Source organism: Microbacterium sp. NPDC076895 (assembly GCF_040687115.1).
GTDB lineage: Bacteria > Actinomycetota > Actinomycetes > Actinomycetales > Microbacteriaceae > Microbacterium.
On the sequence record NZ_JBFBMQ010000001.1, the window covers coordinates 169,702 to 190,562 of the forward strand.

The 20,861-nt window shown below is 66.4% G+C and carries 23 protein-coding genes and 1 pseudogene; 11 read left to right on the top strand and 13 right to left on the bottom strand.

Translation table 11 applies throughout. The features are described from left to right. Positions 1 to 108 precede the first annotated feature (108 nt). The gene (locus AB0O89_RS00840) at positions 109 to 1,749 is read left to right on the top strand and encodes an HNH endonuclease (RefSeq protein WP_363493353.1); all 1,641 of its coding nucleotides are present in this window, start codon (positions 109 to 111) and stop codon (positions 1,747 to 1,749) included. A gap of 119 nt (positions 1,750 to 1,868) precedes the next feature. Here the strand turns inward: AB0O89_RS00840 and AB0O89_RS00845 are convergent, their stop codons facing one another. After that, entirely contained in the window at positions 1,869 to 3,242 is a 1,374-nt protein-coding gene (locus AB0O89_RS00845) for a sigma-70 family RNA polymerase sigma factor (RefSeq protein WP_363493355.1), read from the bottom strand. Beyond that, positions 3,205 to 3,639 (bottom strand): YciI family protein, encoded by a 435-nt coding sequence (locus tag AB0O89_RS00850; RefSeq protein ID WP_363493357.1) that lies wholly within the window; start codon positions 3,637 to 3,639, stop codon positions 3,205 to 3,207. Before AB0O89_RS00850 ends, AB0O89_RS00845 begins: the two co-directional genes overlap by 38 nt. Before the next feature lie 459 nt (positions 3,640 to 4,098). Here AB0O89_RS00850 and AB0O89_RS00855 point away from each other — a divergent pair, with 459 nt between their 5' ends. Then, positions 4,099 to 5,922: a hypothetical protein gene (locus AB0O89_RS00855; protein WP_363493359.1), complete on the top strand. Its 1,824-nt coding sequence runs from the start codon at positions 4,099 to 4,101 to the stop codon at positions 5,920 to 5,922. A gap of 456 nt (positions 5,923 to 6,378) precedes the next feature. Here the strand turns inward: AB0O89_RS00855 and AB0O89_RS00860 are convergent, their stop codons facing one another. From AB0O89_RS00860 to AB0O89_RS00870, 3 genes are all read right to left on the bottom strand, one after another. After that, on the bottom strand, positions 6,379 to 7,335 hold the full coding sequence (locus AB0O89_RS00860) for an AbaSI family restriction endonuclease (RefSeq protein ID WP_363493361.1): 957 nt from the start codon (positions 7,333 to 7,335) through the stop codon (positions 6,379 to 6,381). Positions 7,336 to 7,430: 95 nt separating this feature from the next. Then, on the bottom strand, positions 7,431 to 7,709 hold the full coding sequence (locus AB0O89_RS00865; RefSeq protein ID WP_228179538.1) for a hypothetical protein: 279 nt from the start codon (positions 7,707 to 7,709) through the stop codon (positions 7,431 to 7,433). Continuing rightward, a complete protein-coding gene (locus tag AB0O89_RS00870; RefSeq protein ID WP_363493363.1) occupies positions 7,706 to 8,953 on the bottom strand; it encodes a hypothetical protein in 1,248 nt (415 codons plus the stop codon). Before AB0O89_RS00870 ends, AB0O89_RS00865 begins: the two co-directional genes overlap by 4 nt. A 167-nt stretch (positions 8,954 to 9,120) precedes the next feature. Between AB0O89_RS00870 and AB0O89_RS00875 the strand changes: the two genes are divergently transcribed. After that, positions 9,121 to 9,987: a DnaJ domain-containing protein gene (locus tag AB0O89_RS00875; RefSeq protein WP_363493365.1), complete on the top strand. Its 867-nt coding sequence runs from the start codon at positions 9,121 to 9,123 to the stop codon at positions 9,985 to 9,987. Between the two features lie 43 nt (positions 9,988 to 10,030). On the opposite strand, the gene AB0O89_RS00880 is transcribed toward AB0O89_RS00875, so the two are convergent. Together AB0O89_RS00880 and AB0O89_RS00885 are read right to left on the bottom strand one after the other, a co-directional pair. Next, on the bottom strand, positions 10,031 to 10,396 hold the full coding sequence (locus AB0O89_RS00880) for a hypothetical protein (RefSeq protein WP_363493367.1): 366 nt from the start codon (positions 10,394 to 10,396) through the stop codon (positions 10,031 to 10,033). Positions 10,397 to 10,488: 92 nt separating this feature from the next. Next, the gene (locus tag AB0O89_RS00885; RefSeq protein WP_363493369.1) at positions 10,489 to 10,782 is read right to left on the bottom strand and encodes a hypothetical protein; all 294 of its coding nucleotides are present in this window, start codon (positions 10,780 to 10,782) and stop codon (positions 10,489 to 10,491) included. A gap of 302 nt (positions 10,783 to 11,084) precedes the next feature. Between AB0O89_RS00885 and AB0O89_RS00890 the strand changes: the two genes are divergently transcribed. Continuing rightward, a complete protein-coding gene (locus AB0O89_RS00890) occupies positions 11,085 to 12,218 on the top strand; it encodes an ECF transporter S component (RefSeq protein WP_363493371.1) in 1,134 nt (377 codons plus the stop codon). Positions 12,219 to 12,245: 27 nt separating this feature from the next. On the opposite strand, the gene AB0O89_RS00895 is transcribed toward AB0O89_RS00890, so the two are convergent. Continuing rightward, the gene (locus AB0O89_RS00895) at positions 12,246 to 13,052 is read right to left on the bottom strand and encodes a hypothetical protein (RefSeq protein ID WP_363493373.1); all 807 of its coding nucleotides are present in this window, start codon (positions 13,050 to 13,052) and stop codon (positions 12,246 to 12,248) included. 176 nt (positions 13,053 to 13,228) lie between these two features. On the opposite strand from AB0O89_RS00895, the gene AB0O89_RS00900 reads away from it, so the two are divergent. Next, positions 13,229 to 14,815: a DUF222 domain-containing protein gene (locus AB0O89_RS00900; protein ID WP_363493375.1), complete on the top strand. Its 1,587-nt coding sequence runs from the start codon at positions 13,229 to 13,231 to the stop codon at positions 14,813 to 14,815. 153 nt (positions 14,816 to 14,968) lie between these two features. On the opposite strand, the gene AB0O89_RS00905 is transcribed toward AB0O89_RS00900, so the two are convergent. From AB0O89_RS00905 to AB0O89_RS00925, 5 genes and pseudogenes are all read right to left on the bottom strand, one after another. Beyond that, positions 14,969 to 15,721 (bottom strand): DUF2071 domain-containing protein, encoded by a 753-nt coding sequence (locus AB0O89_RS00905; RefSeq protein ID WP_363493377.1) that lies wholly within the window; start codon positions 15,719 to 15,721, stop codon positions 14,969 to 14,971. A gap of 93 nt (positions 15,722 to 15,814) precedes the next feature. Further along, positions 15,815 to 16,303, bottom strand: a complete 489-nt coding sequence (locus AB0O89_RS00910) for a DUF6036 family nucleotidyltransferase (protein WP_363493379.1) — start codon at positions 16,301 to 16,303, stop codon at positions 15,815 to 15,817. Between the two features lie 44 nt (positions 16,304 to 16,347). Next, on the bottom strand, positions 16,348 to 16,551 hold the full coding sequence (locus AB0O89_RS00915; RefSeq protein WP_363493679.1) for a hypothetical protein: 204 nt from the start codon (positions 16,549 to 16,551) through the stop codon (positions 16,348 to 16,350). Between the two features lie 204 nt (positions 16,552 to 16,755). Then, positions 16,756 to 16,935 (bottom strand): annotated as a pseudogene (locus tag AB0O89_RS00920) (helix-turn-helix transcriptional regulator); the annotation flags it as partial. Positions 16,936 to 17,036: 101 nt separating this feature from the next. Then, on the bottom strand, positions 17,037 to 17,531 hold the full coding sequence (locus AB0O89_RS00925; RefSeq protein WP_363493381.1) for a GNAT family N-acetyltransferase: 495 nt from the start codon (positions 17,529 to 17,531) through the stop codon (positions 17,037 to 17,039). A gap of 30 nt (positions 17,532 to 17,561) precedes the next feature. Between AB0O89_RS00925 and AB0O89_RS00930 the strand changes: the two genes are divergently transcribed. From AB0O89_RS00930 to AB0O89_RS00955, 6 genes are all read left to right on the top strand, one after another. Further along, positions 17,562 to 17,867 carry a hypothetical protein gene (locus tag AB0O89_RS00930; RefSeq protein WP_363493383.1) on the top strand — a complete coding sequence of 102 codons (306 nt, stop codon included), beginning with the start codon at positions 17,562 to 17,564 and terminating at the stop codon, positions 17,865 to 17,867. A 188-nt stretch (positions 17,868 to 18,055) separates the two neighbouring features. Continuing rightward, positions 18,056 to 18,319, top strand: a complete 264-nt coding sequence (locus tag AB0O89_RS00935) for a type II toxin-antitoxin system prevent-host-death family antitoxin (RefSeq protein WP_363493385.1) — start codon at positions 18,056 to 18,058, stop codon at positions 18,317 to 18,319. A gap of 7 nt (positions 18,320 to 18,326) precedes the next feature. After that, positions 18,327 to 18,758, top strand: coding sequence for a type II toxin-antitoxin system VapC family toxin (locus AB0O89_RS00940; RefSeq protein ID WP_363493387.1), 432 nt, complete (start codon positions 18,327 to 18,329; stop codon positions 18,756 to 18,758). Between the two features lie 184 nt (positions 18,759 to 18,942). Next, positions 18,943 to 19,614, top strand: coding sequence for a Type 1 glutamine amidotransferase-like domain-containing protein (locus AB0O89_RS00945; RefSeq protein ID WP_363493389.1), 672 nt, complete (start codon positions 18,943 to 18,945; stop codon positions 19,612 to 19,614). A gap of 66 nt (positions 19,615 to 19,680) precedes the next feature. Next, positions 19,681 to 20,373 carry a hypothetical protein gene (locus AB0O89_RS00950; RefSeq protein ID WP_363493391.1) on the top strand — a complete coding sequence of 231 codons (693 nt, stop codon included), beginning with the start codon at positions 19,681 to 19,683 and terminating at the stop codon, positions 20,371 to 20,373. Positions 20,374 to 20,392: 19 nt separating this feature from the next. Next, the gene (locus AB0O89_RS00955; protein WP_363493393.1) at positions 20,393 to 20,845 is read left to right on the top strand and encodes a helix-turn-helix transcriptional regulator; all 453 of its coding nucleotides are present in this window, start codon (positions 20,393 to 20,395) and stop codon (positions 20,843 to 20,845) included. Positions 20,846 to 20,861: the final 16 nt, after the last annotated feature.

Consider the following 20,861-nt stretch of genomic DNA (forward strand, 5'->3'; position numbering starts at 1 on the left):
GGGCGTCGGTTCCTCCCCAGGCGGCTTGAGAAATGACCTGTCCACAGGCTGTTTTCGGTTCTGTTGCGGCCCGCGATGAATGTCGGAGGTCGGTGAGAGAGTGAGCGTATGAACATCCTCACGGCGATGCGCGAGCGGCTTGACCGGCTCGCGGTCTTCGCTGAGCTGGATGTCGAGCCCTCGAGCCTCCCGTCGGGCGCCGCGGCGCTCAGTGATGCATCCGTGTTGGAGGTGTTGCGAGAGGTCACCGGCATCGCGAACGACGCGGAACGGTTGCAGTCGGTGGTCGCGGGCGTCGCCGCCCAGCGGTCGAAGCGCGAGAACGGACATTCCGGGCTCGCGGCCACCCAGGGGCACGCGTCACCGGTTGCTCTGGTGCAGTCGATCACCGGCGGAACGCGCGCTGATGCGCTGCGGCAGGTGCGCGTCGGGCAGTCGCTGCTCGATGGCGCGGCGCCGGATGCGGCTGCTGCCTCGGGTGCTGAGCAGGCACCGGCGACGGATGACTCCCCCGACGCCACTCGCGCGCCGTGGCACGCTCCGCTGCAGTCAGCCCTGTGGGCCGGTCGGTTGACAACGGCGCAGCACGATGCGATCCGTGGTGGTCTGGGTGAGCCCGAGGCTGATGGGGTGGACCCGGCATCCGCTGCTCTCGCGTGGTCGGTCGCGGCCGAGACGCTCGTCGATGAGGCGGTGGCCGGGGCATCCGTTGAGGAGCTGCGCGCTCGGGCCCGGCAGTTGCGCGACATCCTCGACCCCGTCGGCGCCGAGAACCGGTTCCAGGAGCGGTACGAGAAGCGGTCGCTGCGCATGTGGATCGATCAGCACGGGCAACACCATGGCCACTTGCTTCTCGACGATGAGATGGCGCTCTGGCTGCGGTCGACGTTCGCCGCGGCGCTGCGTCCACGGCGTGGTGGCCCCCGGTTCATCTCGGATGCCGACCGCGCCGCCGCCAAGGAGCTTTCGGACGATCCGCGCAGCAACGAGCAGCTCGAGTACGACCTGTTCGTCGATCTCATCCGTGCCGGGGCACTTGCCAACGCCTCGGATGTCTTCGGGGCGCGTCAACCCGGGGTGCGGATCGTCATGGTGGGCGATGCCGACGGGCCACGGGACCCGATCGGGCGGCTCATCAAGACCGGCCACGCCGAAGACGGCGGGGATGCCCTTCCCGGATCGGTCGTCGACCGCAACATCTGCATGAACGGAACCGTGACTGTCACCATCGACAGTGGCGGCAACCCGCTCGATGTCGGACACGAGCAGCGCCTGTTCACGACGAAACAGAAGATCGCGCTGGCAGTTCGCGACGGCGGATGCGCCGGGGAAGGATGCCCCGTGCCGGCGTCGTACTGCGAGGCCCACCACATCGACCACGTCGCCACCGAGAACGGCCGAACCGACATCGACCGCGGCATACTGCTCTGCCGGTTCCACCACATGCAGCTCCACAACAACGGGTGGAAGATCATCCGCGACGGCCACGGCGCGTTCATTCTCGTGCCACCGGCAGGCCATCTGGGGCCTCGCGGCGAGCCGGCGACGCCCCGTGCGTTGCGAACGAAGGCGCCGTGGGCGTGGGCGTGGGATCCGCCACCACCTCCCGACCGACCACCCTGGCGCGAGAATGCGCCGCCCTCCTCACAGCGACAGCCGGGGCAAGGTGATCAGTCACGACGCCCGAACGATGATTCCGCTCGACCGGCAACTCTCAGCGCACGCGAACGAGAGCCGCGAACTGCGTGACGATGCCGGGATAATCAGCGACTGCGACGGGATGATCAACGACCGCGACCGCTGGCGGGATGATCAATGACAGATGGCGGGATGAGAGCATCTGCGACGGAGCCGGCAGAAGCCCGCGCTCAATTGGACCCCTCTGTGGTGTCGTTGAGCGCCCCGGCCTCGCGCTCGATGTCCGCGGACTCGCGCTCAATGTCCGCGGACTCGCGTTCGATGTTCGCAGCCTTGTGCTCCAGTACCGAGCGCTGCGCGCGGTTCTCGGTCATTCCGGCCGCCCGCAGCAACTCCTCCCGCGCTTCGCTCCGTCGGTCCAGTTGCGAGAGCAGCTCACCGCGGACGCTCGGCACGAGCGGTGATCCGCTGAGCTCACCACGCTCGACGAGATCATCCACCAGCCGCAGAGCCTCGGCGGGACCGGCATCCATCGACACCGCCACCGCCCGATTGAGCTCCACGATCGGGTTCGGGGCGATGCGACCGAGGATGTCGTACAGCACGACGATGCGCGCCCAATCCGTCTCCGCGACACTCGGAGCCACCGCATGACATTCGGCGATCGCCGCCTGCAGCGCGTACGGCCCACGTGCGACACCTCGCGCCCGCGCTACAGCATCGGCGCGCGCCAGAACCTGCCGAGCTCGGGCGATCTGCCCGTGATCCCAGCGGCGCCGATCCTGACCTGCCAGCAGGATCGGGGTGCCATCGCGCTCCTCACGGGCGCCAAAGCGCGATCGCTGAAACTCCATCAGGGCCAGCAAACCGAGCGGCTCGGGTTCGCGCGGCAGCAGCTCAGCCACGATCCGACACAGGCGGATCGCTTCGTCAGCGAGATCGGAGCGGGTCCACCGCTCACCCGCGGTCGCCACGTATCCCTCCGTGAAGAGCAGGTAGATGACACCGAGCACACCGGTCAGACGTGCGCGCCACTCGGTCGCAGGCACCGACTCAAACGGCACCTGCGCCTCGGCAAGCGCCTTCTTCGCCCGGGTGATGCGCGCCTGCACCGTCGGAACCCGGGTGAGCATCATCCGGGCGATCTCTTCTGTCGAGAGCCCGGCAACGACTCGCAACGTGAGGGCGATCTGCGACTCCCGCGAGAGCACCGGATGACACGCAATGAACACGAGCCGCAGCACGTCGTCGGCGATCGGCTCCCACTCGTCTTCGCGGGCCTCGTCAAGATCCCGCGCGAGCACAGCGTACCGGGCATCGAGTTCACCGCGCCTCCGCCACGCGTCGATCGCGCGACGCTTGGCTACCGCGGTCAGCCACGCCCCCGGATTACGCGGGATGCCGTCGCGCTGCCAGGCGACAAGCGCCTCGGCGACGGCATCCTGCGTCACATCCTCAGCCAACCCGACATCGCCCGTCATGCGCGCGACGCCGGCGACGATGCGGGCACCCTCGATGCGCCAGAGCGCGTCGACAGTGCGACGGATCGAGGTGTCGATGGCGGCCTCAGCCTGCCTCGGGCCGGGCGGCGTGCTCGGCCTCACGCCACTCGGCCTCTTTCTGGATGTACTCGTTATCGGCGAAGTCGGCGAAGTCCGACTCGTCGGTGACACGGCGCACCTCGAGCACGTTGCCGGGGGTGAGCGGGGCGCGCTTTGCCCACTCGAGCGCCTCTTCAACCGTGGCTGTCTGCACGATCCAGAATCCGTTGAACAGCTCGTGCACCTCGCCGTAGGGTCCGTCGCTGACGACCGGGGTCTCGCCCGAGAAGTCGACGACGTACCCGGGCTCGGGCGCGAGGCCATCCCCACCGACCAGAACGCCCGCGGTGATCATGGACTCGTTGTACGCGCCCATCGCGTTGATGACGTCTTCCATGTTCATCTCGCCATACGCCTCGACCGCTGCGGCGTTCGCTCGCATGATCAGCATGTGCTTCATTGGTGACTCCTCCGTCGTCATGGTGTGGTCCGGGGACTCCCCCGCCACCGCACTCCCTTCACTATCGCGTCGAATGGCACTCGGGGATATCGACATCGGGATCGAAAGTTCCCGGATGCCGTTTTTCAGCTTGTCCAGAGGGTCGCGAGCACGAGCGCAGTGGGTGCCAGAGGGAGGACCCAGCCGAGGAGTGCGTCGGTGCGGCATCCGTCGTCCCTGAGGCAAGCTCCGAGCGTCGTTCCACGTGACGGGTGTGGCGCTCGCCCCACCACCGCACCAACACGCTCCGCCTGAGCGCGTGGGAGGCCGCACCAGTGCGAAACGGCGCGCGACGAAGTGTTCGAGATCATCCGGGATATGCCCGGAACCCATGCTCGCGTCTTGGCGCGGCGTACGTTGCAGGTGAGCCGTCATGTCCCTTCCGCGACTGGCTCGGCCACCCGACAAGGAAGCACGACCGTGACCCCAACGGCTCCCGAAAACGCAGAACCCGGCGACTCAGCGATCGGCAGCGAACAAACCCGCACGACGAGGCGCCCCCGCCGGCACGGCGCGATCTTCCTCGCGACAGCGATCGTGGCGGTCGTCGCCCTCATCGCGGCAGGCGTCGTCTGGTTCGCCCTCCCTCGCGAGACGACCGTGACCCACGAATGGGGTTCCGGCACTCTCACCGTCCAGGCCACGGGCGTCGACCTCAGCATCGTCGAGGCGGAGCCGACACCCGAGCTGCTCGACGCCATCACCACGGTGGTGCCGACTTCGTACCTCGCCCCGACACCACTCGAGATCACCCCGACGGGCGACATCCCAGACACCGGCGTCACCCTGAGCTGGCAGCTGCCTACGCCCCTCCCCGAAGCCGCCGCCGCCACCTTCGCGTACTTCGACGAAGAGATCGACGCGTGGGTTCCCGAATACACGACGATCAGCGAAGACCGCCTCACCGTGACCGCCCTCGTGCACCACCTCTCGGTATGGGATGCCTTCATCTCTGCGACCGAAGACGTCGTCAGCGCGCTCGGCGACTATATCGTCGACTTCGGAGACGCCTACGTCGCCGGGTGGGAGACCGGATCCCAGCACCTGTTCCGATTCAGCCACGACCTTCTCGGGAACGCCGCAGCCAACCCCGTCTGTTCCGCCGACCTGCCCTCGTGGGTCGACGACACACTCATGAGCGACAATGTCGACGTCGACTACGGGCTCGGCGGTGATGCCGTGGGAACCGCCGCCGTCCTGCTCTGCACCGGCGCCGCCGAGGATGCGGAGTTGCTCGAAGTCCGTGCGGCCGCGAACCGCGGCTACGGCTTCCCCGTCACCTTCGCCGAAGGTGTCGTGCCCGTCTCGGCCGGCCTGTCGGGCGTCGAACCGACCATCGCAAGCGCGATCAGCGTCGGCATGAGCACCTTCTTCGACGGCGCAACCTCGCTCGGACTCTCACCCGACTCGTTCGTCTTCGCGACGCAGGAGTACTCCGCCACGTTCTCGCAGCAGAACCTTCGTGACGCCGCCGCGGGTCGGATCATGGAGTTCGGTCTTCCCAACATCGTGCAGGTCGCCGTGTCCTCGACCTTGAAACTCGCCATGGATCAGATCGCGGGCGAAGAGGATCTGGTCGTCGGCGGCATCCTGACCGTCCTTGCGGCGCTCGAGAACTGCGACCTCACCCAACTCTCTACGCTTCAGGATCCGGCCGAGACGACGCTGTGGCTCGCGGGATGCGCCGCGAGCTTCGACATCGACATGGTCGCCGATTCCGTCGAGGTGATCACGAGCGACGTGGACGGCAACCGCAACGCCGCGGCGACACCCGCACTGAAGAAGATGGCGAACGCCGTGAAGATGCTCCTCCTCCTGAGCGCCGCGCAGACCCTTGTCGACTACATCGGCGATCTCAGCACCGAGTCCATATCGAGCTACCCAGCATGGTTCGTTCAGGTGCAGCTCAAACCCGAGCCGCCGACCCTCGAAGCACTCTTCGGCACCTACACCCGCTCAGATTCCTACGGATTCAACACGTTCACCTTCGGCAGCGACGGAATCTTCCTCAGCGCCTGCTCCGCCTGCGGCGGGAGCGACCAGCTCGCGTCGCTCGGCGGCTCGACGTGGGACGGGCAGTGCTACACCGTCGAGAACCTGATTACGACACCCGGGGTCGACAAACCGTATGTCGAGACCTGGCTGGCATGCCCGGCAGGCTTCGGGGGTCCCGGCGACGACACGATCGACCGGTTGGGATCGATCTTCCGCGACTTCGCGCCGACCTGGTACCTCCGCGACTGAGTCGGACGTGCTGCTCGTGAAGCACACCGACACCATCACGTCGCATCCCAGAGCCGCTCGTAGTACCGCATCCGCCTCTCATCCGGCGCGACGCCAGGATGCATCGCTGTCGGCTGCGCGCGACCTGCCTCGCGGGCTCGCAACGTTCGACTTCGAAACAACGGGCCCGCCGCCACTACTCGGGCCGGGACAGTCCGCTTCGTGAGGCACTGGCACGTTACGCGGAGTTCTTCGACCTCTTCGAGACGTTCGACGGGTACGTCTCCTCCTGGCTTCTCGATGGCCTCGTGGCCGGAGGCGAAATCGGGTTCTTCCATCCTTTCCCCGACTTCGCGACTCCGGCTGTGCCCAAGACCCTCGACGACTATGTCCGGTACGTGGAGGCGAGCAACGCGTTCGTCGCGGCGCGAGACGAACGGATTCGAAGTTGCGACCCGTCGACCTCCACTTCGCAGCTCAACTGGGTCTCGCGGGCGACGGTAGTTGGATCTCAGTCGAGATGCGGGTGAATGTGGCGGTGTCCGAGAATTGGGATGCCAGCCGGTACACACCCAGGAAGCGGTAGTAGACGGCACCGAGCACCGGGTCACGGAACTTCGCGAAGACGACGCGTTCGACATCCTCGTACGGGTGTGTCTGCCAGTCACCGAGACGCTGCTCGACGATCGTCTCGCCGTCCCCGCTCAGCCGGTTGTCCCAGTCGTCGCGCTTCGGTGCTCCTTCTTGGGCGAGGTGCGGCATCCAGAGCTGACGACCGTCCGCGAGCGGGAACACCGCCCGCTGCCACCCCTTGTGGTTGTATCCGAAGAGCCGCGTGACGTGGTGCGTTACCTGCATTTGCGCGTCGTCCTCGACGGTCAATCGCCCCTTTGCCCGCCAGTAGTCGGGGTCGAAACGCGCGCCGAAGGCAAACGGGGTAAATGTACCGCCCGAGAGCGCGGCCTGCTTGCGGCTTCGGACGTCATCGATGAAGGCATCCACCTTGTTGCGGAACTCATCCCGCTCGCGCACCTGGCCGATGCCCAACCGCACGAACTCGAGGTTCGCAAGGGTGAGAACGCGCTGCTCGCGGGCCTTGTCGGCATCTTTACTCCCGGCCGCTAGGTGATGCAGCTCATCCACCTCGAGCGCGACTCCGAACTGGGGGAGATAGAGGTCGAGGAGCGCAAGCCCATCGCTCGTGTGCACGGCCTGCTGCGTGACGAGTTCGATCTCCGGGTCATCGAGACGGTGCAGGATGCGACTGATCGCGTAGACCTCGTGCTTCTTGGTCTGGATCTTCTGCAGCATCCGCGCGTAGTAGTCGAGCTCCGACGGCGGGGTGCGTGGGGCGCGCTTGCGCTTCGGCCTCTGCTCGTGACCCGGCTGCTGAACTTTCATCGCAAACTCCGATTCGGCCTTCTTGACAATCACGAGTAGACCTCCTCAAGCGCGAGGGGATCCTCGCGGTCGTGTGCGCATACTTCGGTGTCTATTTCAGTGGTCACTTGTCTCTCCTAACGACAGGTTCACTCCACAGGTCCGTAGACATCAACGTGCTGGGAGAGCGGGTTCGCGCAGCCGGGGGCGTGCACCTGGGCAAGCCGCACGAGCGAAAGCGCGTAGTGCCGCCCGCACAGAGTGTCAGCGTGAACGTGCGCGTCATCGCCGGCGCCGTGAGAGGTCATGATGCGGTGAGTCGGGGCCGCGGTGCAGACCGTCTCGTCCCAGGAACAACCACGGGGGCGATCGGCATCCGACTCGCTCTCGATGAAGACCCCGTCATCCTGCTTGACTCGCGTGTTCACTTCTCCTCCTTCGCGAGCGCATCGCGGAAGATCGCCTCCGCCCTCGCGATGCCCACGTCGATCTGTTCGTCGGTGAGCGTCACGTGCTCGTCGAGCCACTCTCCCCACTCGGCCTCGAACCGGGCGCGGCGCCGATTCCGCGCCGTTCGCCTTCCTGATTCGTGCGCAGAGAAGGTCACGGTCGCGCCGTCGTTGTCCACCTTCGCTTCCAGCAGCGTGTAAGCCGTCGGGACCACGATCGCGGCATCCGTGCCGATCACGTGGATCGCGAGCCACTCCCCGACCGAGGTCGCGTCGTCTGCGTCGCGAGCCGCCGGCGACATGTCACTCACCTGAGGTGCCTGCACCGCAGTGCCGGCGACCTGCGGGTGGCGATCGATCTCGGCATCCGCGACCAACTCGCTCCACAGCAGCACCTTGGTCGCCCAGCACGACAACACCTCGGATCCCGACATGTTCGTCCACACGATGGGCTCGATCTCGTCGATCGAGTGGAGCGCGTCGCCCCCGTCCCGCGCGAAGCTGACGCGTTGCGCCATCCACTCCTGCCGGTCGAACTCGGTGGACATGAGGATCGGGCGGTACGGGACCGCACCGTCGGGAAGGATGTCTCGCAGGAATGCTCCGGTGCTGACGAACCTGCTTTCGAAGGCCGGCATCCGCGTCACATCCGCGAATTCGACCGACACCTGAGTTCCGGCGAGAGCACTCGTGAACCACCGGCGCAGGTCACCGCGGGTCCACAAGCTCCTCAGACTGACCTCGTGCGTCGAATACGCGACGATTCCCCACTCCGCCCGCCCGACCATGGATTCAAGATCGTCACCGGCCCACCGGCTCTGGCGCCCGTGATCTCGGCCCTCGGCATCCCGCGACTGGATCTCCCACACCCAGTCATCGACGGTCCCCTCCCCCTCGAGCTCCCGGGTGAAGGGGTGTTGCAGGCGCTCGGCGAACACCGGTGGCTCACCGGAGACGATCATCGACTCCATCCGGCGCAGACCGAAGTGGGGATGCTCCGTGCCCGGATCATCCTCGAACGGGTCGAAACAGTACGCGTTCGCGATGACGTAATCGCACGGCGACCCGTCCCTCGCCAGACCGCGGACACGCCACCCCCAGTAGCCGGCGACGTCGCCGCCGACGTCGCTTCCATCGAAGAACTCGAAGTCGGTGGGCCGCAGCGCGGCACAATATGGCGGCGCGTAGTCGTCGGACATGAAGTCCGTGATCGGGAAAGTCATCCCCACATCAACCTCCCGGAGACTCGTGCTTCGAGTCAATCAACGCCGCCTCACGCCGAGTGTGCATCGAGCCGTCCGGGATCGTTCGGGAACGGTGCATCGGGACGGAGCGGTCGTGGCCACGACTAGCCTCGACAGCCGAGCGGGGTATAAGAGGGGCGGTGCCGATGGCGACCGGATCGGCGGCGCAGGTGGACCACTACCGCGTGCTCGGCGTCGACCGTTCCGCGACGGATGCCGACATCCGCCGTGCCTTCCGCGGCAGAGCCCGCGAGATCCACCCTGATCTGAACACCGGGATCGATACTGCCGGACGCTTCCAGGAGCTCGAGTACGCATACTCGGTGCTCATCGATCCGGAGTCGCGACGATGTCACGATGAGGAGTTGAGCCGCCGCGACATCCCCGATCCGCCGGCCGATGAGTGGGCCCCATCCCAGCCGCGACCATCCTCGGCACGAGCACGCACCGTCCATCCGCAGCCGGAACCAGTCCGCCCCCCATCGGCGAGTCGACCGGATCAGCATCCGAGTGCGACGCGCCGAGCGCGCCGCGGCCGTTCGGTGCTGGGCGCCGCTGTGGTCGGACTCGTGGCCACGGCGATCCTCCTCCCGGCGTTCTTGACACCGGCACCCTCTGTAGGGGTCGCCACCGTCACCGAGCCGACACCGGCCGATTCCCCCGTCAGCACGGACCCTTACTCCTCCTGCGCAGAGGTGTGGGATGCCTTGGGGCGCCCGATCCTCTTGACGGATGTCGGGTTCTCGCCGTCATTCGACGCGGATGCCGACGCCATCGGCTGCGAAGACGACCCGCGCACCGTCGGCGTCAACGAAGCATCCATCGATTGGCACGCCGTCTGGGAGTCGGCCGCGGAGTCGACGACAGCTTTCGCTGGCGCCGCATCCGATGCACTCCGCGATATCGCAACGTCACTCGCCCCGGCAACCGAACAGCTTCTCAATGACCTTCGGCAGCGCCTCGGGTCGTGGTGGGATCAGGGTGCCGCCACGACGGACGGCACCAGCGAGTAGTGGAACCCCGCTCGCAGAACTGGTCGCTCCCGCCCTGATTCACTCAATCCCAGGGACCCGGCGGCGGCGCGTCGTACAACGGGCGCCATCCCTCACGAGACCCGTTCCAGTCATCCTCGGCGGCCTGCGCTTGTTCGCGCCGTCGCTTGCGGGCTCGCTCGCGGTCGCGCTCCCGTTCCTCGGCGGCATACTCTGCACGCTGCAGAATGTGCTCGTAGGACGTCCAGGGGACCTTGTCGGTGTACCCGTGCCGCTCGAGGTACGCGAGCCGTTCGGTGAAATTCGCGTACCGCGATAGCTCCTGCACAAGACCCTCCTCGCGGTCTTTAAGACGAGCGCGCGATTCCGCGGCGCGCTGCTCCGCGAGCTGCTTCTGGAGTGTCGCCCGCTTTGATCTTCCCCATGCCATGCCGCCAGGCTAGGCTCCAGTTCTCTCGGGACGGCCCGATGCGGGCACCTCGAACGAACCCGAACAACGCGAGCCCCGCAGCGGCACGCCGTTCAGTTCCAGACGGTGGCCTCGTGTATCCGCCGCCTGCTGACCACGTTGCGGATCCGGCGAAGGATCGGAAAGTCCACGAACGCCTTCAGGTTGGCCCTCATGATCCAGGCCGTGATCATCGCGGGAACAAGGGTGGCCGAGGAAGCGACGACACCCATCGCGAATGCCGCGACCAGCGCACTCGGTGCATCGTGCCTCGGGCTGAGGATCACGATGAGAAAGAGCGCCACGAATCCGAGGACGAAGACGCGCCATTGAATCATCCACGTATCGCGGATGAACGTGCCCTTCACCTTTCCTTTGTATTCGACCTCCGCATCCCTGAAGATCGGCACTCGGTCGACGTACCAGCGACCGGCCGGCCAGCTACACCCGTCCCACGCCCCTTCGATGCCGAAAGCCGAAATCCTTCGTACCGCCACCGCACTCTCCAGTCATCGTTACCGTCACCGACCGAACGAACATAGAGCGGTGCGCGCGCGCATTCCGTGCGACTGCGCCTTGCCGAACGAAGCCGAACACCGTCGGAGGATTTCGCTACGATCTCGATCAAGCCCGAGGGTGTCGGCAGTGGAAGGTCCGGGGGGGACACACCATGCATATCGATGAACACGCTGAGCACGGCAGAGTGATGGACCGCCTCGTCGCGGAATTACAGCTCTTGAGGCTGAGTGCCGGCGACGTCAGCTACACGCAGATCGCGGACCGCGTCCGCGAACTGCGCCACAGCCGCGGCGAAACGGGGTCGGCCGCGTTCGTCGGGCGCACCACGATCTACGACGCATTCCAGCCTGGCAGGCACAGGATCAATCCGGACCTCGTCGCAGACATCGCCAGCGTGCTGGGAGAGGATACCGAAGGTGCCGCGCGGTGGCGGGAGTACTGCATCCGCGCGCGGGCTGACGAGCACCGGCGACGGCGCGACGCGACATCCGAACCGGCACGCGCAGGGAGCAAGGATGGCGCCCCCGCTGGCAGCGCCACAGGTCGCGGCACCACCACGCTCGCGCACACTCCGACCAAGCTGCCTCAAGGCTCGAGTGACAGCCAGGAGAACTGGCTCACCCGGAGGCTCGGTGAGCGCGGTGCGACCCTGACGGTGCTGACCCTGATCGTGATCGCGTGCGCGCTGGTCAATGTGAGCGGCTCGCGACTCGCCGTCACCTTCGCTCTGCCTCTCTACCTGGACATGATCGGCACCGCGATAGCGGCGATCGCGCTCGGACCGTGGTTCGGTGTGGGCGTTGCGATCCTGAGCCACTCACTCGGGGCGCTGGTCCTCTGGGAATGGCAGGGCCTGACGTTCATGATCGTCAACATCGTCGGCGCCCTCATCTGGGGATACGGGGTACGCGCGTGGCGGATGGGTATGACGCCGCTACGGTACTTCCTCCTCAACATGATGGTCGCGATCAGCTGCACGATCGTTGCGACGCCGATCATCATGCTCGTGTGGGGAGGGGTATCCATCAACGAGGGTGCCCAGGGAATCGCGGCGAACCTGGTCACTCTCGGGCAAAGTGTGATCGGCGCCGTATTCTCGGCCAATATCCTCACGTCGATGATGGACAAGCTCATCGCAGGCTTCATCGCCATCTCGGTGCTTCCCTATGCCATCGCTGCGTTGCCGCCGAGCGCGCGAGGCATACAGTTCGTGCCCTCCACGATGCACTTGAGATTCCCGAAGGTATTCACGCCTCTTCCCGACAGCGTCGTCACCTACCGGTGACCACAGGGGTGGGGAATGAGCCGGCGCTCAGCCGGTCCACACGGTTGAGAGCACGAGCGCGGCGGGTGCCAGAGGGAGGATCCAGCCGAGGAGCGCGTCGGTGCGGCATCCGTCTGTTCGCTCGGGATCACGGCGGGCGCGCCATCCGGTCACGACCCAGACGGATGCCGAGGCCGCCAGCACCAGCAAAGTCACGACGCGAACGGATGCCGTGACCTCGAAGCCTGCGAGCAGTGTCGTGATCTGCGCGAAGGCGATGACACCCCACGGCACGATGGCGACTGCGGATCCGAGGGTGAAGGCGGGGCCACCGAAGCGGCCGGTCGCGGCGCGGTGGTCGTGGACGATGAGGAAGAGCGCCCCGGCGGCGCCCAGCGCGTAGATCGGGACGAGACTCGTGACCTCGGTGATGCCGCCCAGCTGCGCGACCAGGAACGTTCCGATTCCGGCGACTTGCGAGTACTCGATCCAGCGCCAGGTGTGGCGATCGGCTGCGGCAGCCGTGGCGTGAGGGCGGCGGACGGCGGGGATGAGCAGCAGCAGGCGCATCGCGGCGACGAACAGCAACAGTACGGCGATCGCCGCGCCCATCTGGATGCCGGGCCACAGGTCGGGCGTTGGGGTGACGACGATGATCATTCCGCCGTCGGCTGGTGCGATTCCGGGTGGGGTGAGGGTGAGCGTGATGAGCGGCGCGAAGCCCGACTGCAGGCTCGAGGCGGCGAGGGCGAGCGCGGCGAGGATGACGGCAGCAGCCGCGACGGCGAGGTCAGCGCGCGGCACGGGCGGGGTGCCTGTCGGTGCGTCGGCGCTCGAGCGGGTGGGTGTGTTCATGCCGCTTCCCTCCGGGCCTGGGTGCGCCGATGTCGGTCTGGTGTCGAGCTTAGGTCGTGTGCGTTCGCGGGCATCGGTTCCTCCCCAGGCGGCCTGAGAAATGACCTGTCCACAGGCTGTTTTCGGGTCGGACTCGGCCCGCGATGAATGTCGGAGGTCGGTGAGAGAGTGAGCGTATGAACATCCTCACGGCGATGCGCGAGCGGCTTGACCGGCTCGCGGTTTTCGCTGAGCTGGATGTCGAGCCGTCGAGCCTCCCGTCCGGCGCCGCGGCGCTCAGCGATGCATCCGTGTTGGAGGTGTTGCGCGAGGTCACGGGCATCGCGAACGATGCGGAACGGTTGCAGTCCGTGGTTGCGGGAGTCGCTGCGCAGCGATCGAAGCACGAGAACGGACATTCCGGGCTCGCTGCCACGCAGGGGCACGCGTCACCGGTTGCTCTGGTGCAATCCATCACCGGCGGAACGCGCGCCGACGCGCTGCGGCAGGTGCGCGTCGGGCAGTCGCTGCTCGATGGTGCGGCGCCGGATGCGGGCGCCGCCTCGGGTGCTGAGCCGGCACCGGCGACGGATGACTCCCCCGACGCCACTCGCGCGCCGTGGCACGCTCCGCTGCAGGCAGCCCTGTGGGCTGGTCGGTTGACGACAGCGCAGCACGATGCGATCCGTGGTGGTCTGGGTGAGCCCGAGGCTGAGGGTGTGGATCCGGCATCCGCAGCTCTCGCGTGGTCGGTCGCGGCCGAGACACTTATCGATGAATCAATGGCGGGGGCGTCCGTTGAGGAGCTGCGCGCCCGGGCCCGGCAGTTGCGCGACATCCTCGACCCCGTCGGCGCCGAGAACCGGTTCCAGGAGCGGTACGAGAAGCGGTCGCTGCGCACATGGATCGACCAACACGGGCAGCACCACGGCCACATCGTTTTCGACGATGAGATGGCGCTGTGGCTGCGGTCGACGTTTGCCGCGGCGCTGCGGCCACGACGCGGCGGACCGCGATTCATCTCGGATGCCGACCGCGCCGCAGCGAAGGAGCTCTCGGACGATCCGCGCAGCAACGAGCAGCTCGAGTACGACCTGTTCGTCGATCTCATGCGTGCCGGGGCACTTGCCAACGCTTCGGATGTGTTCGGGGCGCGCCAACCCGGGGTTCGGATCGTCATGGTCGGCGACACTGAGGGGCCACGGGACCCGATCGGCCGGCTCATCAAGACCGGCCACGCCGAAGACGGCGGGGATGCCCTTCCCGGATCGGTCGTCGACCGCAACATCTGCATGAACGGAACCGTGACCGTCACCCTCGACTCCGGCGGCAACCCGCTCGATGTCGGACACGAGCAGCGCCTGTTCACGCCGAAACAGAAGATCGCGCTGGCAGTTCGCGACGGCGGATGCGCCGGTGAAGGATGCCCCGTGCCGGCGTCGTACTGCGAGGCCCACCACATCGACCACGTCGCCACCGAAAACGGCCGAACCGACATCGACCGCGGCATACTGCTCTGTCGGTTCCACCACATGCAGCTGCACAACAACGGATGGAAGATCATCCGCGACGGTCACGGCGCGTTCATTCTCGTGCCACCGGCAGGGCATGTGGGACCTCGCGGCGAGCCGGCGACGCCCCGTGCGTTGCGGACGAAAGCGCCCTGGGCGTGGGCGTGGGATCCGCCACCACCACCCAATCGACCACCCTGGCGCGAGGCGAGGCCCCGTGAGGGTGATGAGAAGACGCTCGTGGGGCGGCTGGATGGTGTGCTCGTCGGATAACCGGATGCTGCGCTTGCCGGGAAGCCACTCCGATGGGCAGCGGGATGCTGGGTTCGCGAGGCGCACGCATGATGCGTTCGCCGGGCACCCACATCGTGTCTAGCGATCCGGAGGGATAGCGAGATGGGGATGAGAGTGCCTTCGCAGCATCCCTCAGCGCACGCGAACGGGAGCCGCGAACTGCGTCATGAAGCCGGGATGGCCCATCGGCATCGCCAGAACCGAATCGGGCCGGCGACCGGCAAGATCCGCAAACCCCCGGTCGGCGAGAAGTCCGTCACGGATGCCGAGCATCTCCGCCCGCCGCAACGGCCACGGCTCGTGGGTATTGGCTGCCCAGATCGTGTAGCCGAGGTGCCGCTCGTGAAAACCCCACCGCGCCGTGAGGAAGCGCGACAGTTCGTCATCCACGACCTCCTCACCGACCCGCACGCGCAGGCGCGTCCCCGGGCCGCGCGATGCACCGTCGGCTCGGCGCCGCCGGGAGCGGTACTCGACGGTGCCGGCATCCTGAGCATCGAGGCGATGGCCGATGCTCGCCCACCGGTACGGCAGACCGAAGAGCGCGTTAGCCGTCAACACCGGGATGAGGTGCTCGGCCTCGAGCGTCAGGAACACCACCCCACGCCGACCCTCGTCGTCGATGCCGTAGGTGCGGACGTTGATCTCGTTGAAGGTCCCGAGAAAGGGCACCGGTGGGGCAGGTAAGAACTGAAACTGCGAGAGGACAAAGGGAACCAGACCGATCCAACCCGAGCCGTCGAACACATCCGGGCGCACTCCCGGCGGCAGCAGAGGAGCGAGGCGCGCGGCATCCACCCGCCAATGCAGGAAGACCGCCCGCGACCAGCGCTGAGCGATGACCGACCGACCTGGCAACGACGGTGGGTGGCTCGAGAAGGCCATGGCTCCATTGTTGCGTCGCGGCGGGGGCCGCGGTGGTCAGGTCTCGTTCTCGCGGATAGCGATCGCGCGCTCATGCGAAGTGAGCATCGTGGCTCACAACCAGGGCGAGAGCCACGCATGCGCGGTCGCAACGCGCTCTGCCTCATTCGGAATCGACGCTAACCGCTCGGCGATCAGCGCAGGGTCGACAAGCGACACTTCGAGCAGAGCAGCGACGAAGGCGCGATCCTTCTCGCGGTGGGCGATGAGTTTGGCTGCACAGAGGTCGTGCGGATCAAGGCACAAACCGACAGCACCGTCTGTGTTCTCGCCGCTCACCGGAACGAGCCGAGACTCCCAGCCGAGGGGCAGCTTTGCGGTCCGCCGTCCCACACCCTGGAGGTAGAAGCCCTGCGTCTCGTGGAACACAGACATCTCGCCCACTGCGGCATCGATCTCCGTCGCAAGCGACTCAACATCGTCATCCTCGATCGGACACATATCGATCTCGACAGACATCACCGCTTCGGCGGGGAGTTCACTCTCGTCCCACGAGCCAAGAATCGCCTGCGATCCGATGATGATGATCTCTCGCTGCTTCACGATCCTTGTTGCCGCGCGTATGGCGTGCTCGAGCTGATCCCGTCTCACGCTGCGGCCCCTCGTCGCACGACGTCGCGCCGCTCATTCTCCGACAGAACACCCGCGAACGGCGTCATCTGGCGCAGGTCATCGGCGCGCTCACCTGTCGCGAGCATGAACTCGATCAGCTCCCCGGTCGGGGCATCGAGCATGCGCTCCCAATCATCGAGCCACCCTTGCGACAGGGCACCGCGCGCGTTGAGGCGCATTCGAGCAATATTCTCGAGAGCTCGTGAACGAATGTCGTCAGGATTCGAGCGCAGTTTCCGCGCGACCGCCCGATGCAGTTCGCGGCTTACCCGCGCTGCGCGAGAATCCTCTTCGCCTTTCTGCCTCAGCGGAGATGACACGCGTTGACGATTCGGTGGCGATTCCTCGGTGGTCGCCAGACCTTTCGCATGAAACGTAACTCCCAGCGCGTCAGCGACCGCCCACGCCGTTGCGAGCGAACTACCCTCGCCTCGCTCGAGCCGTCGGAGCGCTTGCACACTCACACCCGCTGCGTTCGCGACATCACGCTGGTCACGGTGACGAGTCAGTCGCTGCGCACGCAAAATCTCCCCCAGCCGCTGCGGTGACTCGAGCGAGATCATGACTCCATTCTATCTCTAATAGATTGTTTTTCATCTATTAAAAACGGCTAAGACCTTACGGCACCGTGCCCTCTTGTCGAGCGAAGAACTGGTCGAGAGGCTCAGCGAACCATCCGCACTGAGCTCAACAGCGGCCGATACGCGTCTTCCCTTCGAAGTCCGTCGAGAGTGAAGCCGTTGCGCTCATAGAAGCGGATCGCCCGCGGATTGCGCTCAGCGACCCAGAGCATCGCGGGGTCGACGCCGAGGACAGCATCCAGCAGCGCGTGACCGATACCCGTGCCGTACTCGCTCTCGAGGATGTAGAGGAGGTAGAGCTGGCGCTCACGCGGGAAGTCCTCGCCGTCGGCGGCGACGGCCGCTCCCGACATCGCGATGCCTACAATCTGTCCGTCCCGGATGCCGACACGAAACACTGCTCCGGGCGGTGGGTCCTGCAGCGTGCCTCGCCACCATTGCCTGCGCGACTCCGCATACTCCGGCGTGAAGAAACCGTCGGGTAGCAGGTGCGTGTACGCCTCTTGCCAACTTTGGACCAGGACGGCGGCCCAGGCATCGGTATCCGTGACGTCGGCAGGGCGGATCGTCCAGGTCATTCGGTCATCGTGCCACGAGATACTGGCCCCATGCACCGGTCGACAGCCTGGGTCATCATCTCTGCCACAGCCCTGATCTCGTTGCTCGCGCTTGGCGGGGTGGCGAGCTTCCGGTTCGCCGTCGCGCCGGTCTATCCAGCTCTTCCGGTGCCTGACTACGGCAGCCAGGCGCTGATCGCCGCAAGCTTCATGATCGCGAACCTCATCGCGGCATTCTGTGCGGGCATCCATGCCGATCGACACGCACCAGATCGTCGCCGCATCGTGGGATGGACCGTCGTCTTGCTCGGCGCCAGCACCGTCCTCGGCTCAATCCTCGCGTTCACGCTCAGTTGATCACGTGAGTAGGCGTCGACGGCAACGATTCGCTCTCGGGGAAAGCCCGCAAGGCGCGTGACTACGGCATCCCGATCGTCGGCGAGGAGTGGCTCCTCGCGAACCTTGGGTGAGTGCGCCTCGGCCGTGGCGATCTTGCGGCGCAAGCTTCCCGCCTAAGGTTTGGGCATTGTGGCTACACTCGGCTCATGAAAAGCGCCACAATCGGCATCCGTGAGCTGCGCGACGGACTCAGTCGGCACCTCGCCGAGGTGCGTGCCGGAACGGAACTGACGGTCACCGATCACGGGCGTCCGATCGCGCGAATCGTGCCGATCGGCTCCGATTCCGGGCTCGAAGCCCTCGTTCGCGCCGGGCTGGCGACACTCCCCCGCTCGAGGCGTGCTGCACTCCCCGAGCCCGTCGACGCGTCCGGCACCGTGAGCGACCTCGTGGCCGACCAGCGACGCTGAGCACCGCATGGCGATGCTCGCGTACTTCGACACCTCCGCACTCATCCCCCTCGTCATCCACGAACCGGCGACTGCGCGCTGTCGGGCCGTGTGGGATGCCGCAGCCGCCATCGTCACCAGCGACCTCACCTACGTCGAGGCCCACGCGGCACTCGCCCAGGCGCGCCGACTCGAGCGACTCACGGATGCCTCGCACGAGCGCGCTGTCGCAGCGTTCGAGTCCCTGTGGACCGGCGTGGCGCGCATCGCCGTTGCGCCGCCCATCATCCGCGAAGCCGCGAAGATCGCTCACACTCAGGCACTGCGCGGAGACGACGCCGTTCATGCGGCAAGCGCGTTAGCAGCGGCATCCGATGACTTCGTTGCCGTTTCCGGAGACGCGGCGTTGTTGCACGCCTGGATCGAACTCGGCATCGCCACGGTCGACAGTGGCGGGTGACCTCACTCGCGGGATTCGATGCGGTACGCCTCAGATACTCGGCAATGATCTCGCCGAGTATCTGAGGCAGGCGCGCAGCATCGCGGAGTTCCCGCACGCCCATCGCGGATGCCGCGGACCCCTTGACATCCAGGTAGCGATCTGGCGTGCTGGGGAGGCGGGCCGGCGCCGAGAAGGAGACACGATGCGACTACTGCTGACCGGCGGCGGCGTGACCAATCCCAGCATCCGTAACGCCCTCGTGGGTCTGCTCGGCAAGCCGATCGAGGAGTCGACGGCACTGTGCATTCCGACAGCGATGTATGGGCATCCGTGGCTCGGACCGGGCGTGAAGGCGTGGGAGTTCGCCGCCGGCCAGGAACCCGGCAACCCGATGGTGTCGCTGGCCTGGAGGTCGGTGGGCCTCCTCGAGCTGACGGCGCTGCCGAGCATCCCCGACGAGCGATGGATGCCGCAGGTGCGCGACGCCGACGTGCTGCTCGTCTCGGGCGGCGATGCGATCTACCTGCACCACTGGCTGCGCGAATCACGGATGCTCGACCTGCTGGGCGACCTCGACGACACGGTCTGGGTCGGCATGAGCGCCGGCAGCATGGTCATGGCCCCGCGGATCGGCGAGGAATTCGTCGGTTGGAAATCACCCCTCGGCGACCGCGGGCTCGGCTTCGTCGACTTCGCGATCTGCCCACATCTCGCCGTCGGTGATCGCCCAGGCAACTCGATGGAGGTCGCCGAGAGGTGGGCGTCCAAGATCGATCTCCCCGCGTATGTGATGGATGACGAGACAGCCATAGTCGTCGACGGCGACCGGGTCGAGGTCGTTTCAGAAGGCGTCTGGCACCGGCTGGGCGACTAATGCCGCTCGGCGAGAAGAGACCCAGGACTCTCCCACATTCGTTATCTGATGTGATAATCTGCGCACGTGGATGATGCGATGTCACGCCTTCCTGAGGGCCTGAGCGAGGTGCTCGAGTCCGCCGCGCGACTGCAGGCCCGCGTGCCGGATGCCGTTCTCGTCGGCGGAGCCGCCGCCGCTCTCTATGCGCGCCACCGGATGTCGACCGACCACGATCACATCATCGAAGACCTCCAGGACCGTTACGAACAGATCCTCGATGCCCTGGAGCGGGAGGGCGACTGGGTCTTCAACAGAGGGGTTCCGGGGAAGATCATCCTCGGCGAACTCGGCGGAATCGAAGCAGGCGTGCGTCAGATGATCCGCACACGGCCGCTCGAGGTGCAGTCGGTCACCGTGCCGACTGGCGCCACCATCACGGTTCCCACTCTCGACGAGATTGCGCGAATCAAGGGCTTCCTGATCGTGAAGCGCAACCAGATGCGTGACTACCTCGACGTTGCCGCGCTGTCGTATCGCTTCGGACCCGAGCGAATCGGCGCGGTGCTGTCCCGGATCGACGACTACTACACCGACCCGACTCATCCGGAGGACCGGCCGGTGCAGTCTCAACTCGCCAGGCAGCTGATCGATCCCTCACCGAAAGACCACACCCGTATCCGCGATCTGGCCACCTATAAGCAGCTCGAGCGGCGCTGGCACGACTGGCAGAACGTCGTCGCCGACTGCCGAGCGCTGGCTCCCTACGTCGCCGCCTGAATGCCGAGAGGAACTGAGGATGCCGCTTCGATTCCGCAATATCGACGTCACCCCCGACGCCCCCGTGCGCGAGTGGGGGTTCGAAGGCATGCTTGCCGCACTCGATCGGGGCTACGCGCCTCACTGGTCTCGGCTCGCTTCAGCCGTGGCATCCGAGCCGGGCCTGCGCGAGGTATTCGAGGAGGCTGCTGAGGCCGCGGAGTCGCGCACCACCGTCGCGCTCGTGCGCGAGATGATCGACCACCGACAGCGGACGCCGTCGGACGTCGCCCGCGAACGCCTCCGCTCCGCCCACCGCGCGAGCGGCCTCACCCAACGTGAGCTCGCATCTACCCTCGGAACGTCCGCGAGCCGGCTGAGCACCTATCTGAGCGGTCGTGTGACTCCCGCCATGGATGTGCTGGTCGCGGCCGAGGAACTCGCTGACCGAGAAGTCGCGCTTCGTAATGCGCGGGAGCTGATTCTGCGGTAAGCGCTGCACGAGTCAT